Genomic DNA, 14342 nt, shown 5'->3' with positions numbered 1-14342 from the left:
CGCGGATGGTTCGTGGCCGGACGCTGTGCCGGGGTGGTGCGGGGTGGTGCGTTGCGGCGGATGATGCTGATGCTGCGGTGCGCGGGGGTGGTGACGTCAGTGCACGATGGCGGCCGCCCGGTCGACGGCGGACGGCACGTCGCCGTCCTCCGGGTAGAGCAGAGTGCGGCCGACGACCAGCCCCTTCACGCCGGGCAGGTCGATGGCGCCCGCCCAGGCGTCGTGAGCCGAACTCGGCTTCGCTCCCGGCACGGGATCGCCGCCGAGCAGCAGCGTCGGCAGCGTCGTGGCCGACATCACCGCGGCCATGTCGTCGACGACCGGCAGCTTCAGCCAGCTGTATGCCGAGCTGGCCCCCAGACCGGATGCGATGGCCACCGACGTGATGACCGCATCCGTCGACAGGTCGTTGACGATCCGGCCGTCCTCCCACGCGCTCATGAACGGTTCGAGCATGATCGGCAGGCGTGCGGCCGCCGCGGCGGTGACGGCGTCGGCCGAGGCGGCCAGCGTGGCCGCCGTGGCGTCGTCGGCGAGGTTGATCCGCACCAGCAGCTTGGCGAAGTCGAGGCGGGCGGCGACCAGCGCATCCACGTCGTAGGCGGTGAAGCGGTCGTCCATCTCGAAGCGGGCTCCGCGCAGTCCTCCGCGGTTCATCGAGCCGACCGCGATGCGGCCGTCGAGGAGGCCGAGGATGGCCAGGTCTTCGATGATGTCCGGGGTGCCGAGCACGCCGTCGACGCCCGGGCGCTCCAGAGCGGAGGCGAGGCGCTGCAGCAGGTCGTAGCGGTCGGCCATCGCGCGCGGGTCGGAGCCGACGCCGAGCGCACCGCGGGCCGGGTGGTCGGCGGCGACGATGAAGAGGCGCTCGTCGCCGGTGAGCAGGTCGCGGGTCTGGCGGCCGGCGAGTGCCTCCGCGATCTTCGCCGGCTCCGCCGCCCTGATCCTGCGCAGCCTGTCGAAGTCCGCAGCGCTGATCGGTCCGTCAACGGGTGCCACGGGATGCTCCCTCCAGCAGGGCGTCGACCTCCGCGGTCGTCGGCATGGCCGTCGAGCACTCGCGGCGACTGGCGACGATGGCTCCGGCGACGTTGGCGAACCGGATCACCTGTTCCAGCGGCCAGCCGGCCAGCAGCCCGTGGCAGAGCGCGCCGCCGAAGCCGTCGCCCGCGCCGAGGCCGTTGACCACCTGTACGGGGAACGGCTCGACCTCGACGGTCTCCGTCCTGGTCTTCGCGAGCACGCCGCGCGGGCCCTGCTTCACCACGGCGAGGTCGAGCCCGCGATCGAGCAGCGCGTCCGCAGCCCGCTGCGGGTCGGACTCGCCGACGGCGATCTCGCACTCCTCGCGGTTTCCCACGGCGACCGTCACCTTCTCGAGCGCTCTGGACACCTCCGCGGTGGCCTCAGCGGGCGACGACCAGAACATCGGCCGGTAGTCGAGGTCGAGGACGGTCAGCGGTGCGCGGCCCCGCGCATCCCATGCCGCGTGGTGGGAGGAACGGCTCGGCTCCTTCGACAGGCCGGTGACGGTGGCCCAGAAGATGCGCGCATCCCGGATGGCGCCGAGGTCGAGCTCGGACGGCTCGATCACCAGGTCTGGCGCGATCGGCTCGCGGTAGAAGTAGAGCGGGAAGTCGTCCGGCGGGAAGATCTCGCAGAGAGTGATCGGGGTGTTGAGGCCGGGCACCGTGGAGACGAAGCGGTTGTCGACGCCGAGCCTGGCGATCTCCGCGCTCACGTAGCGGCCGAGCGGGTCTTCTCCCGTGCGCGTGACGATGGCCGAGCGGCGTCCGTGGCGGGCTGCGGCGACCGTGACGTTCGTCGCGCTGCCGCCGAGATACTTGCCGAAGGTGCTGACCTCTTCGAGGCCGACGCCGTCTTGCAGCGGATAGAGGTCGACGCCGACCCTGCCGATGGCGAGCACGTCGAAGGGCGGCTCTGCCGTGCCGACCGCGCTGTCTGTGGTGGTCATCCCTCGGTGGCTGCCCTTCGTGGTTCATGTCCTGACATAGTGACATGGACAGCCTATTCACGGCGTGCCCTGCGCGCAACCTCCCAGTGTCGGAGGCCCCTGTCACACTCGAAGCATGGACCCCATCCTCTCCCTCCTCCTCGGACTCCTCGCCGGCCTGCTCATCGGCGCCGGCGTCGGCGGATACGCCGTCGCCACGCTGCTGCGCCGCCGCGCAGAGGCCGTTGCGCCCTCCGCGCCGGTGGAAGATCCTGCGGTCGTCGCCGCACGGCACGCGGCAGAGCTCGCGGAACTGCGGGCGGCGGAGGCAGCGGTCCAGGCGGAGATCCGGCAGGATCTCGCGGCCACTCAGGCCACGGCGGACTCGCTGCGCGAACAGGTCATCTCGCACCAGCTGCAGTACCGTGAGCTGGTCGAGCGGCACCGGGTCGAGGCGCAGGCGCAGACCGAGCGGGAGCGCGCGGAGAGCAAGGTCCTGCAGGCGCTCGCGCCGGTGCGCGAAAGCCTGAGCGACATGCAGAAGAAGGTCGCCGAGCTCGAATCGCAGCGCAACCAGCAGCACGGCGAACTCGCGCAGCAGCTCAAGTCGGCCACGGAGTCGGAGGAGCGCCTGCGCAGCACGGCGGAGTCGCTGGCGTCCGCGCTCCGCTCCAACAGCACGCGCGGCGTCTGGGGAGAGACCCAGCTGCGCAGCGTTGTCGAGGCGGCAGGGCTCATCGAGCGCGTGGACTTCAGCGTGCAGTCGAGCATCCAGTCGGAGTCGGGCGCAGGCCGTCCGGACATGATCGTGCACCTGCCCGGCGGCAAGTCCATCGCGCTCGACGCCAAGGTGCCGTTCAACGCCTACCTGGAGGCCAGCCAGATCCCGGCGACCGCCACCGGCGCAGACGGCGCACAACGGGATGCGCTGCTCAAGCAGCACGTCAAGGCCGTCCGCGACCACATCACGGCCCTCGGCAACAAGGCGTACTGGACGGGCCTGGACTCCTCCCCCGAGCTGGTGATCGCGTTCATCCCGAGCGAGTCGCTGGTGTCGTCGGCGATGGAAGCCGACCCCTCGATCATGGAGTTCGCGTTCAGCAAGCGCGTCGCCCTCGCCTCGCCGGTCACGCTCTGGTCGGTGCTGAAGACGGTGGCTTTCAGCTGGCAGCAGGATGTGCTCACCCAGGAGGCGAAGCAGCTCTTCGACCTGAGCCGCACGCTCTACACGCGCCTGTCCACCACGGCGACGCACATCGAGAAGCTGGGCCGCTCGCTCGAACGCACGGTCAAGGACTACAACGGCTTCGTCGGCTCGTTCGAACGCCAGGTGTTCCCGGCCGCTCGCAAGCTGAACGCCCTGGACGAGTCCAAGATGATCGGCGTCCTCGAGGGCATCGAGGAGTCGCCCCGCGAGCTCACCGCCTTCGAGCTCGTCGCCGAACTCGGCGACGACGAGGACTCCGACGCTCCGGCCCTCCCCGAGCGCCGCTCCGCCTGATCCGCCCCGCGCTCCAAACAATCGAGTCCGAAGTTATTCACGCGACGCGCCGGGCGCAGGCGTGAACAACTTCGGACTCGATTGGTGAGGCCGGCGAGCGACGGCTACAGCTGGTCGGCCTCGAGCCACTTGGCGGCGAGGTGGTCGGCGATCACGCGGCGGATCGTGCCCGACTTCGAGCGCAGCACGATGGACTCGGTCCGGATGATCGGGCCCTTGCGGCGGACGCCCTCCACGAGGCCGCCGTCGGTGACGCCGGTGGCGACGAAGAACGTGTTGTCGCCTTTCACCAGGTCGTCAGCGCCGTAGATGCGGTCCATGTCGAGCCCGGCCGCGATGCCGCCCGCGCGCTCCGCGTCGTCCTTCGGGGCGAGCCTGCCCTGCATGAAGCCGCCGAGCGCCTTGATCGCGCAGGCGGTGGTGATGCCCTCCGGGCTGCCGCCGATGCCGACGCACATGTCGATGCGCGACTCGTAGCGGGCAGCATTGATGCCGCCGGCGACGTCGCCGTCGAGCATCAGCCTGGTTCCGGCGCCCGCCGCGCGGATCTCCTCGATCAGTCCCTCGTGACGCGGACGGTCGAGCACCGCGACGCGCACCTCGCCGACCGGCTTGCCCTTCGCTTTCGCCAGCTCCCGGATGTTGTCCCCGATCGACTGCGACAGGTCGACGACGCCGAAGCCCTCCGGCCCCGTGACGATCTTGTCCATGTAGAAGACGCTCGACGCATCCAGCATTGACCCCCGGTCGGAGACCGCGATCACCGAGAGCGCGTTCTGGCGTCCGGCGGCGGTCAGCGACGTGCCGTCGATCGGGTCGACCGCGATGTCCACCGCCGGTCCCCGGCCGTTGCCGACATGCTCCCCGTTGAACAGCATCGGCGCGTTGTCCTTCTCGCCCTCGCCGATCACGATGAGCCCGTCGAAGTTGACCGTTCCGAGGAACTTGCGCATCGCATCCACTGCCGCGCCGTCCGCCGCGTTCTTGTCACCCCGGCCGATGAAAGGGGTGGCCCGGATGGCCGCAGCCTCCGTCGCTCTGACGAGCTCCATAGCCAGGTTCCTGTCTGGATGCAGGTAGAGGGATGCGGTGTCAGTGCTGATCATGATGGGTCCTCCCGGACGGATTCGGTGCGTCGGCGTCGACGCTGCTTATCGGCGTTGCCAGTGTATCGGCGCGGCATCGCGCGGCCACGGAAAGCGCACGAACGTTCACCCGGGATGCGCGCCAACTGCGCCCCGGGCAGCGGCCGGGGCCGCTCCCGGCGGCTCGGTATGATGAGACTCGTTCGACACTTCGACTTCAAGGAGCTGTAATGCCCATCGCCACGCCGGACCAATATGCAGAAATGCTCGACAAGGCGAAGGCCGGTGGATTCGCGTATCCCGCGTTCAACGTGTCGTCGTCGCAGACGATCAACTCCGTCCTCCAGGGCCTGACGGAGGCCGGCAGCGACGGCATCATCCAGGTGACCACCGGAGGCGCCGACTACTTCGCCGGCCAGACGGTCAAGAACCGCGCAGCGGGCGCCATCGCGTTCGCCAAGTTCGCCACCGAGGTCGCGAAGAACTACCCGATCACCGTCGCGCTGCACACCGACCACTGCCCGAAGGACGCGCTCGACAGCTTCGTGCTGCCGCTCATCGCCGCCTCCGAGGAGGAGGTCCGCGCCGGACGCAACCCGATCTTCCAGTCCCACATGTGGGACGGCTCGGCCGTTCCGCTGGCCGAGAACCTCGAGATCGCGCAGGACATGATCAAGCGCACCAAGGCCATCAACGCCATTCTCGAGGTCGAGATCGGCGTCGTCGGCGGCGAAGAGGACGGCGTGCAGCACGAGGGCTCCAACGAGGCGCTCTACACGACCCTCGCCGACGTCGAGAAGGCCGTCGAGGCCCTCGGCCTGGGCGAGAACGGCCGCTACATGGCCGCCCTCACCTTCGGCAACGTGCACGGCGTGTACAAGCCAGGCAACGTCAAGCTGCGCCCCGAGTTGCTGAAGACCATCCAGGACGGCCTCGCGGCCAAGTACGGTCACGGCCCGAAGCCGCTCGACCTGGTCTTCCACGGCGGCTCCGGCTCGACCGACGCCGAGATCGCCGAGGCGGTCGCCAACGGCGTCATCAAGATGAACATCGACACGGACACGCAGTACGCGTTCACCCGTTCGATCGCCGACTACATGTTCAAGAACTACGACGGCGTCCTGAAGGTCGACGGCGAGGTCGGCAACAAGAAGCTGTACGACCCGCGCGCGTGGGGCAAGGTCGCCGAGACGGCGATGGCCGCCCGCGTGATCGAGGCGACCCAGCAGCTCGGCTCCGCCGGACACTCCGGCAAGTAGTCCACCGCGGCGGCCGGGGCTCACGCTCCGGCCGCCGTGTCATATCCAGGGAGGGCGGCCGACATGGCCGACGACGAACAGAGACCGGACGAGCGACCGCGCCCCAAATACGGCGAGCTCGCCCCCGAGGGCTGGGTGTGGCATCCGCCGGCGGATGCGAACCGGCTGGACACCACGCATCCCACCGCCGAACCCGACCGCTACGGCGAGCACGGCGACGCCGGGCAGCGCACAGCGGCCGGTCAGGACCAGCGCGCCCCGCACGCCGACCGCCCGTGGTTCGGGCCGCAGAATCCGCAGAACCCGCAAAACCAGCAGCACTCGCAGGGTCAGCACCCGCAGAACCTCTACCCGCACCCTCAGCACCCGCAGAACGGCCAGAGCCCCCAGCTGCGCTCCGACGCGCCGCGCTGGAACATGACGGTCACCGTGGTGCTCATCGTCTTCGGCTTCTTCGGGGCGACGAACTCCATCGGCGGCCTGCTGTCCCTTCCCACCGCGATGCAGCTCATGCACACCAACGAGAACCTCGGCGATTACACCCCCGCAGGCTCCGTGCAGGGCACCCTGATCGCCGGAGCCATCACCGTCGGCCTGATCTGGGCCATCTCCACCGGCCTGTCGGTCTGGCTCCTCGTCAAGCGCAGGATGGCGTTCTACATCCCGCTGATCGCCGGCGTCGTCGCCCTGATCGCGCTGCTCGGCTTCATGTCGGCCGTGCTGCTCACCGACCCGGTGCTGATCGACTTCTACAGCGGGGTCACGCCGACGCCGTCCGGCACCCCGACGCCCTGACGCCCTGACCTTCGGACCCTCGGACCCCCTGACTCAGACGACGAACGGCCCGGCGCATCCCGCGCCGGGCCGTTCTCCGTCTCCGGATGCTGTTACGCGGCAGCCTGCTCGCGCGCGGCGCGCAGGGTGTCCGCGATCGGCGTCGTCGGGCGTCCGATCAGGTCGCTGACCGTCGTCGTCGCGTCGGCGAGGGCGCCGTCGCGGATGTTGCCGTCGAGCGCGACCACGAAGCCGGCCGTGCCGTCGTCCAGGCCGGCACCGGTCAGGATGCTCGTGTGCTCCTCCGGGCTCACCGCGCGGTAGACCACGGGCCGTCCGACGATCTCGGACACCGCCTCGGCCAGCTCGGCGAACGACCACGCCTCATCGCCCGAGAGCTCGTAGACGGCGCCTTCGTGGCCGGGCGTGCTGAGCACGACGGCAGCAGCGTCCGCGTAGTCTGCACGGCTGGCGCTGGCCACCCGGCCGTCGCCGGCGCTGGACACGATCTCGCCCGTCGCCTCCGCGGTGTCGAGCTGGCCGACGTAGTTCTCGGAGTACCAGTTGTTGCGCAGGATGGTCACCGGCAGCCCGGACTCGGCGAGCAGCTTCTCGGTGGCCGTGTGCTCCGGCGCGAGGACGAGGTCGGTGTCGTCGGCGTGCGGCGCGCTGGTGTAGACGATGCGTCCCACACCGGCGGCGACGGCCGCGTCGATGGCGTTGGCGTGCTGCTGCACGCGCTGGCCGACCTCGCTGCCGGAGACGAGGAGGAGGGCGTCGGCGCCGGCGAAGGCGGAAGCGAGCGTGTCCGGCTTCTCGAAGTCGATGGTGGCGGTCTGCACGCCCAGGTCGGCGAGCGGGGCCAGCCGCTCGGCGGAGCGACCCAGCGCGCGGATGTCGGCGGCGGGGACCCCGCGCTCGATGAGGGATTCGACGACGAGGCGTCCGAGATGGCCGGTGGCACCGGTGACGACGATGGTCATGGGGAAGTTTCCTTTCGGTCGGTCATCACAGCCAACCACGGCCGGATCCTGATACTTCCCGATGGAGGGTACCCACTTTTTGGTAAGTTACTGACGTGGACACCAGTTTTCAGACGTTGAACGGCTTCGGCTTCACGGACGGCGTGCTTCCGTCCGCCTGCCCCACCCGTGTCGTGCTCAACCACGTCACGAGCACCTGGGGCGTGCTCGTGCTCGTCGCGCTCTCCCAGAGCGACCTCCGCTGGGGTGAACTGCGCCGCACCGTGCAGGGCATCAGCGAGAAGATGCTCGCCCAGACGCTGCGCACCCTGGAGCGCGACGGCTTCGTGCTGCGCACGGCCCAGCCGACCATCCCGCCCAGGGTCGACTACAGCCTCACCCAGCGCGGCCGCGACCTCACAGAGCACCTGCTGCCGCTGATGTCCTGGATCGCCGCCAACGCCGACGAGATCGTCGCACCGCAGGCGGAGAGCGCCTAGCGGGCTGCGTCAGCGGCGTCCGCCGAGCGCGCGCGCATCCTGGTTGCCCGCGAGGTCTTTCCTGAGCTCCTTCGGCAGCGAGAACATCAGGTCCTCCTCCGCCGTCTTCACTTCCTGGACGTCGCCGTATCCGGCGCCGCGCAGGTCGTCGAGGACCTCCTGCACCAGCACCTCCGGCACGGATGCTCCACTCGTCACACCGACCGTGGCCACGCCGTCGAGCCACTCCTGCTTGACCTCGCTGGCGTAGTCGACCCGGTATGCGGCCTTCGCGCCGTACTCGAGGGCGACCTCCACCAGGCGCACCGAGTTGGACGAGTTGGCCGAGCCGACCACGATCACCAGGTCAGCCTGCTCGGCGACCTTCTTGATCGCGACCTGGCGGTTCTGGGTGGCGTAGCAGATGTCGTCGCTGGGCGGGTCCTGCAGGTTCGGGAAGCGCTCGCGCAGGCGGCGCACCGTCTCCATCGTCTCGTCGACCGAGAGCGTGGTCTGGGAGAGCCACACCACCTTGTCCGGGTCTTTCACCGTGATGGTGTCGACGTCGTCCGGGCTGTTGACCAGGGTGACCTTGTCCGGCGCGTGGCCGGCGGTCCCCTCGACCTCTTCGTGGCCCGTGTGGCCGATCAGGAGGATCTCGAAGTCGTCGCGGGCGAACCGGACGGCCTCGCGGTGCACCTTGGTGACCAGCGGGCAGGTGGCGTCGATGGCCTGCAGCCCGCGGTCGGATGCGGCCTGCACCACAGCGGGCGACACCCCGTGGGCGCTGAACACGACGTGCGCGCCCTCCGGCACCTCGCCGACCTCGTCGACGAAGATCGCGCCCTGCTGCTCCAGCGTCGACACGACGTGCACATTGTGGACGATCTGCTTGCGGACGTAGACGGGCGCGCCGTAGAGCGCGAGCGCCTTCTCGACGGCGATCACCGCTCTGTCCACACCCGCGCAGTATCCACGGGGTGCGGCCAGCAGGACCCGCTTGTGTCCGACGACCGGGGTATCCTGTAGCCGGCCTCGCGCACCGGGAATCCTCGGCATCGGAAGGCTGATGGTTGCGTCGCTCACCCTTCGATCCTAGGTGAGTGCGCTGAACACTGGTTGGGAGGCTCGGTGACGGACACGACCCGCGCACCGTCGATGGAGGTCGGGCCGCCGACGGCAGACGCTCCGTGGCCGGTGGCGACCCTGGCCGGCAAGATCCGCGGCTGGATCGAGCGCCTCGGCACCGCCTGGGTCGAGGGCGAGATCACCCAGTGGGGCGTGTCCGGCGGCAACGTCTACGGCAAGCTCAAAGACCTCAACGAGGATGCGACGGTCAGCTTCACGATCTGGTCGTCGGTGAAGGCGCGCATCGCGGCCGACCTCAAGCAGGGCGACCGAGTGATCGCCGCCATCAAGCCCAACTTCTGGGTCAAGGGCGGCACCCTCACCATGCAGGTCTTCGACATGCGCCACGTCGGCCTCGGTGACCTGCTCGAACGCCTCGAACGCCTCCGCCAGCAGCTCACCGCCGAGGGCCTCTTCGCCCCGGAGCGCAAGAAGCGCCTCCCGTTCCTCCCGCACACCATCGGGCTCGTGACGGGCAAGGACTCCGACGCGGAGAAGGACGTGCTCCGCAACGCGCAGCTGCGCTGGCCGCAGGTGCGGTTCCGCACCGTGTACGCGGCCGTGCAGGGCGAGCGGACGGTCTCCGAGGTGACGGCCGCCATCCGCACCCTCGACGCCGACCCCGAGGTCGAGGTCATCATCGTCGCCCGCGGCGGAGGGGACTTCCAGAACCTGCTCGGCTTCTCCGACGAAGTGCTGGTCCGGGCGGCGGCGGCAGCGGTCACCCCGATCGTCAGCGCCATCGGCCACGAGGCCGACCGGCCGCTGCTCGACGAGGTCGCCGACCTCCGCGCATCCACCCCGACGGACGCCGCCAAGCGCGTCGTCCCGGACGTCGCAGAGGAGCTGGCCCGCGTTCAGCAGGCCCGCGCCCGCATCGGGATGCGCGTGACGCACATGATCGCCGCGGAGATCGACCGCATCGGTCACCTCCGCACCCGGCCGTCGCTCGCGTCGTCGAGCTGGATCGTCGACTCCCGGTCGGAGGAGCTCACCCGCTTCGTCGCCCGCGGCGCCGAACTGGTCGAACGCCGCGTCGACCGGGAGGCCACCAGGGTCGCCGAGCTGCGCGGCCAGCTGCGCGCGCTCTCGCCCCAGGGCACGCTCGACCGCGGGTACGCCATCGTGCAACTCGCCTCCGGGCACGTCGTGACCGCGCCCGAGGAGATGCCCTCCGGCACGGGGCTGCGCCTCACCGTCTCCGGCGGGGCCGTCGCCGCGACCGCGGCAGACCCCATCCCGTCGCCGGCCGGTCATCCGGATGCCGCTCACGAAGCAAGCCCCCAGCTAGACAAATAGAATGGATGTCATGCCCACCACCGAGTCGCCCTCCGGCGACGACGCCTTCGCCTCGCTCAGCTACGAGGAGGCGCGCGACGAGCTGATCCGCGTCGTCGGTCAGCTGGAACAGGGCTCGTCCACGCTCGAGGAGTCCATCGCACTGTGGGAGCGCGGAGAAGCGCTCGCCCGGCACTGCGAGGAGTGGCTGATCGGTGCGAAGGCCCGGCTGGACGCCGCTCGTGTCGGGGCGACCGCTGGAGCAACGGCTGGAGCCACGGGAGCGTCGAGCGCCGAATGAGTCCCCGCACCAAACCACCGGCGGTGGTCGCCGAACTCGGACGCCCGGAGACCCCGGAGGAAACGGCCGCCCGCAAAGCGGTCAACTCCGCCAATCACCGCAACAGGCAGACCGTCAACAACCTGGTCTACTCGCTGATCGCCTGCGTCGCCCTCGTCGCCGTGATCGTGCTGTTCGTGCCGCGCGGCAACCCCACCTCGTCCGCTCCCCCGGTCGACTACGCATCCATCGCCGCGCAGGCACAGGGCTCCGAGCCGAACCGCCTGCTCGTGCCGAAACTCTCCTCGGAGTGGAAGTCGAACAACGCCGAGCTGCGCACCAAGACCCCGGACCGCGTCGACTCCTGGTATGTCGGGCTGATCACGCCGAAGAAGCAGTACATCGGCATCACGCAGGGCTTCGACGCGAACGACTCGTGGACGGCCCAGCAGGTCAACAAGTCGATGATCAAGGGCACGCGTACCATCGACGGCGTCCGCTGGGACGTCTACGACAACCACACGTCGAGCGACGACAACGGCAACGTCGAATACGCGCTCGTCACCGCGGCGGGCAAGAGCACGATCATCGTGTTCGGCACTGCGAGCGATGCCGAGTTCGGCACGGTCGCCGGTGCGCTCGCCGACCAGATTCGTCAACTCGGAGGTTCATGATGGGTAAGCCGAGGCCGTCCCGCGTCTGGGACGCCATGCTGCGTGGCAACGAACGGTTCGTCTCCGGCGATCCCGAGCACCCCCGCCAGGACGTGGAGCGCCGCGAGACCATCGCCAGCGGCCAGGCCCCGCTCGCCGCGATCTTCGGATGCGCCGACTCCCGTCTCGCCGCCGAGATCATCTTCGACCTCGGCCTCGGAGACGCCTTCGTGGTCCGCAACGCCGGTCAGGTCATCTCCGACTCCGTGCTCGGTTCGCTCGAGTACGCGGTCGGCGTGCTGGAGGTTCCGCTCATCCTGGTGCTCGGTCACGACGAGTGCGGCGCCGTCCGCGCCGCGATCGACTCGCAGGCCGAGGATGCGACGCCGCTGCCCCCGCACATCGCGCACCTCATCTCCCCCATCGTCCCGGCGGTGCACACCGTCGCCGGCGTCCCGGCCGACCAGCCGGTGGACCCGGCGACCGTGGATGCGCTCGAGGTCGGCCGCGAGCACCTGCGGCACACCGTCGCCGAGCTCCTGGAGAGCTCCGAGATGATCAGCGCTGCCGTCGCGGACGGTTCGTTGGCTATCGTTGGTGCCAACTACCGGCTTCAGGAAGGTCGGGTCGTCCCCGACATCGTCGTCGGATTGGCCGACCAGGCCTCCGACTGAAATCGCGGGAAGCCCGGCGAATCCGCCGGCCCCGCACCAGAAAGGAAAACACACCGTGGTGGACACCCAGGCGGACGCCGACTACCGCATCGAGCACGACACGATGGGCGAGGTCCGCGTCCCAGCGGCCGCGCTGTACGGAGCGCAGACGCAGCGCGCCGTCGAGAACTTCCCGATCTCCGGATCGGTGCTGGAGCCGACGCAGATCGCTGCACTGGCGCGCATCAAGAAGTCGGCCGCTCTCGCCAACGCGAAGCTCGGCGTGCTCGACCAGTCGATCGCCGATGCGATCGCCGCCGCCGCCGACGATGTCGTCACCGGCGCGCACGACGCAGACTTCCCGATCGACGTCTACCAGACCGGCTCTGGCACGTCCTCGAACATGAACATGAACGAGGTGCTGGCCACGCTGGCATCCCGCAGGCTCGGCCGGCCGGTGCACCCGAACGACCACGTGAACGCGTCGCAGTCCTCCAACGACGTGTTCCCGACCTCGGTGCACATCGCCGTCACCGGCGCCCTCATCGACGACCTCATCCCCGCCCTCGACCACCTAGCCGTGTCGCTCGAGGAGAAGGCGGAGCTCTGGTCCACGGTCGTCAAGAGCGGCCGCACCCACCTGATGGATGCGACACCGGTCACCCTCGGCCAGGAGTTCGGCGGCTACGCCGCCCAGATCCGTCTCGGCATCGAGCGCGTGCAGGCGTCCCTGCACCGCGTCGCGGAGGTCCCGCTCGGCGGCACGGCCGTCGGCACGGGAATCAACACCCCGCTCGGCTTCCCGCAGCTGGTCATCGAGCTGCTCACGCAGGAGACCGAGCTGCCGATCACGGAAGCCCGCAACCACTTCGAGGCGCAGGCCAACCGGGATGCGCTGGTCGAGGCATCCGGAGCGCTCCGCACGATCGCGGTCAGCCTCACCAAGATCTGCAACGACCTCCGCTGGATGGGCTCTGGCCCCAACACGGGACTGGGCGAACTGCACATCCCCGATCTGCAGCCCGGATCCTCGATCATGCCCGGCAAGGTCAACCCGGTGATCCCCGAGGCGGTGTTGATGGTCGCCTCGCGCGTGATCGGCAACGACGCCACGATCGCCTGGAGCGGCGCATCCGGCCTGTTCGAGCTGAACGTGGCGATCCCGGTGATGGGCACGGCGCTGCTCGAGTCGATCCGTCTGCTCACGCAGGGCTCCCGCGTGCTCGCGGACAAGACGGTCGCCGGCCTCGAGGCCAACGTCGACCGCGCCCGCGCATACGCGGAGTCGAGCCCGTCGATCGTGACCCCGCTCAACCGCGTGATCGGCTACGAGGCGGCGGCCAAGGTGGCCAAGCACTCGGTCGCCCAGGGCATGACCGTCCGCGAGGCCGTCATCGACCTCGGCTTCGTCGACCGCGGCGAGGTCACGCTCGAACAGCTCGACACGGCGCTCGACGTGCTGAGCATGACCCACCCGGGGTAATCCGGGCGGGCGGCGGTACGCCGTCGCGATTGCGGTTGCTCGCGGTCGCTGAGATTTGCGCACAGGGCGCTCTCCCCAGGGAGGGCGCCCTGTCGCGTTGCGCGCGCTTATGAGAGCTGCACGACGGCCGCGGCGACGGCCCAGAACCCGACCAACAGGTGCGGGCCGAGTGGGACTTCTGACTCCGTTCCTGCGGCAGCAACACGGGTCGCCGCCGCATCACGCGCCACCACCACACCACGCGCCACCACCACACCACGCGCCAGCACCGCGCCGCCCAGCACCGCGAGCCCCGCCGTGGTGAACGCCACCACGAAGAGCGCGACCACCGCCGGCCCTGGCCCGAGCCCTCGCTCCACCGCGAGCGCACCGAGCACGAGCGTGAGCAGGGCGGCGAGCTTCACGTCTCCCATCCCGATCCCGCCGCCCGACGCCGCCGCACAGAGCACCGCGATCACCGCCGCCCAGCACAGTGCGAGCTCCACATACGCTCCCGGCGGATCTCCGCGTGCCAGCGCCAGCCAGCCGACGCCGAGCGCAGCGAAGGCGAACCCGGGCAGCACGAGCGCGTTGGGCAGCCGCCGCTCCCGCAGGTCGGTCGCGCACAGCGGGAGCGACACCACGCCGAGGTACGCGACCCCCACCAGCCCGCCGACCGTCTGCCCGAGATTCTCCATACATCGACCGTATGCGCCCGCCAGTCGGCCCGGCAGAAATCCACAGCACGCGCCGGTTTCCACAGCCCAGCGCCCGGCCGCGTCAGCCGGAACTGGAACACGAACAGCGTCTGATCCGCCCCCACAACACAGCACCTGCAACGCACCGCGGCGCCCGCACCCACCTCGGGTGCGGG

At 69.9% G+C, this 14342-nt stretch carries 15 protein-coding genes; 9 read left to right on the top strand and 6 right to left on the bottom strand.

Annotated features, from left to right (window positions below; all coding sequences use genetic code 11):
• Positions 1–96: 96 nt before the first annotated feature.
• Together AC1ROC_RS00075 and iolC are read right to left on the bottom strand one after the other, a co-directional pair.
• Positions 97–999, bottom strand: coding sequence for a Cgl0159 family (beta/alpha)8-fold protein (locus tag AC1ROC_RS00075; RefSeq protein WP_492997301.1), 903 nt, complete (start codon positions 997–999; stop codon positions 97–99).
• Complete coding sequence (gene iolC, locus AC1ROC_RS00070; RefSeq protein ID WP_492997299.1) at positions 986–1975, bottom strand: 5-dehydro-2-deoxygluconokinase; 990 nt, start codon at positions 1973–1975, stop codon at positions 986–988. The genes AC1ROC_RS00075 and iolC overlap by 14 nt, the downstream gene beginning before the upstream one ends.
• 115 nt (positions 1976–2090) lie before the next feature.
• Here iolC and AC1ROC_RS00065 point away from each other — a divergent pair, with 115 nt between their 5' ends.
• Positions 2091–3455 (top strand): DNA recombination protein RmuC, encoded by a 1365-nt coding sequence (locus AC1ROC_RS00065; protein WP_492997297.1) that lies wholly within the window; start codon positions 2091–2093, stop codon positions 3453–3455.
• A 104-nt stretch (positions 3456–3559) separates the two neighbouring features.
• On the opposite strand, the gene glpX is transcribed toward AC1ROC_RS00065, so the two are convergent.
• On the bottom strand, positions 3560–4561 hold the full coding sequence (glpX, locus tag AC1ROC_RS00060) for a class II fructose-bisphosphatase (protein WP_085371127.1): 1002 nt from the start codon (positions 4559–4561) through the stop codon (positions 3560–3562).
• 209 nt (positions 4562–4770) lie between these two features.
• On the opposite strand from glpX, the gene fbaA reads away from it, so the two are divergent.
• Both fbaA and AC1ROC_RS00050 read left to right on the top strand, forming a co-directional pair.
• Positions 4771–5799, top strand: a complete 1029-nt coding sequence (gene fbaA / locus AC1ROC_RS00055; RefSeq protein ID WP_085371128.1) for a class II fructose-bisphosphate aldolase — start codon at positions 4771–4773, stop codon at positions 5797–5799.
• Between the two features lie 63 nt (positions 5800–5862).
• Complete coding sequence (locus AC1ROC_RS00050) at positions 5863–6594, top strand: DUF6264 family protein (protein WP_492997294.1); 732 nt, start codon at positions 5863–5865, stop codon at positions 6592–6594.
• Positions 6595–6686: 92 nt separating this feature from the next.
• On the opposite strand, the gene AC1ROC_RS00045 is transcribed toward AC1ROC_RS00050, so the two are convergent.
• Positions 6687–7556: an SDR family oxidoreductase gene (locus AC1ROC_RS00045; RefSeq protein WP_492997292.1), complete on the bottom strand. Its 870-nt coding sequence runs from the start codon at positions 7554–7556 to the stop codon at positions 6687–6689.
• A 95-nt stretch (positions 7557–7651) separates the two neighbouring features.
• On the opposite strand from AC1ROC_RS00045, the gene AC1ROC_RS00040 reads away from it, so the two are divergent.
• A complete protein-coding gene (locus tag AC1ROC_RS00040) occupies positions 7652–8035 on the top strand; it encodes a winged helix-turn-helix transcriptional regulator (RefSeq protein ID WP_085371131.1) in 384 nt (127 codons plus the stop codon).
• Positions 8036–8044: 9 nt separating this feature from the next.
• On the opposite strand, the gene AC1ROC_RS00035 is transcribed toward AC1ROC_RS00040, so the two are convergent.
• Entirely contained in the window at positions 8045–9073 is a 1029-nt protein-coding gene (locus AC1ROC_RS00035) for a 4-hydroxy-3-methylbut-2-enyl diphosphate reductase (RefSeq protein WP_085371150.1), read from the bottom strand.
• Between the two features lie 99 nt (positions 9074–9172).
• Between AC1ROC_RS00035 and xseA the strand changes: the two genes are divergently transcribed.
• The 5 genes from xseA to AC1ROC_RS00010 are packed head-to-tail and all read left to right on the top strand — an operon-like array spanning position 9173 to position 13489.
• The gene (xseA, locus tag AC1ROC_RS00030) at positions 9173–10441 is read left to right on the top strand and encodes an exodeoxyribonuclease VII large subunit (RefSeq protein WP_492998882.1); all 1269 of its coding nucleotides are present in this window, start codon (positions 9173–9175) and stop codon (positions 10439–10441) included.
• 1 nt (position 10442) lies between these two features.
• Positions 10443–10721, top strand: coding sequence for an exodeoxyribonuclease VII small subunit (locus AC1ROC_RS00025; RefSeq protein ID WP_085371132.1), 279 nt, complete (start codon positions 10443–10445; stop codon positions 10719–10721).
• Positions 10718–11374, top strand: coding sequence for a DUF4245 domain-containing protein (locus AC1ROC_RS00020; protein WP_168689751.1), 657 nt, complete (start codon positions 10718–10720; stop codon positions 11372–11374). Before AC1ROC_RS00025 ends, AC1ROC_RS00020 begins: the two co-directional genes overlap by 4 nt.
• Entirely contained in the window at positions 11371–12027 is a 657-nt protein-coding gene (locus AC1ROC_RS00015) for a carbonic anhydrase (RefSeq protein ID WP_179150871.1), read from the top strand. The genes AC1ROC_RS00020 and AC1ROC_RS00015 overlap by 4 nt, the downstream gene beginning before the upstream one ends.
• Before the next feature lie 55 nt (positions 12028–12082).
• Complete coding sequence (locus tag AC1ROC_RS00010; protein WP_492997288.1) at positions 12083–13489, top strand: class II fumarate hydratase; 1407 nt, start codon at positions 12083–12085, stop codon at positions 13487–13489.
• Between the two features lie 107 nt (positions 13490–13596).
• Here the strand turns inward: AC1ROC_RS00010 and AC1ROC_RS00005 are convergent, their stop codons facing one another.
• Positions 13597–14166, bottom strand: coding sequence for a prepilin peptidase (locus tag AC1ROC_RS00005; protein ID WP_492997286.1), 570 nt, complete (start codon positions 14164–14166; stop codon positions 13597–13599).
• Between the last annotated feature and the right edge of the window lie 176 nt (positions 14167–14342).

It is taken from the genome of Leifsonia sp. GW821-FHT13C05, assembly GCF_058806515.1.
The sequence above is the reverse complement of the archived record's forward strand: the minus strand, read 5'-3'. Positions and strand labels throughout refer to the sequence as shown.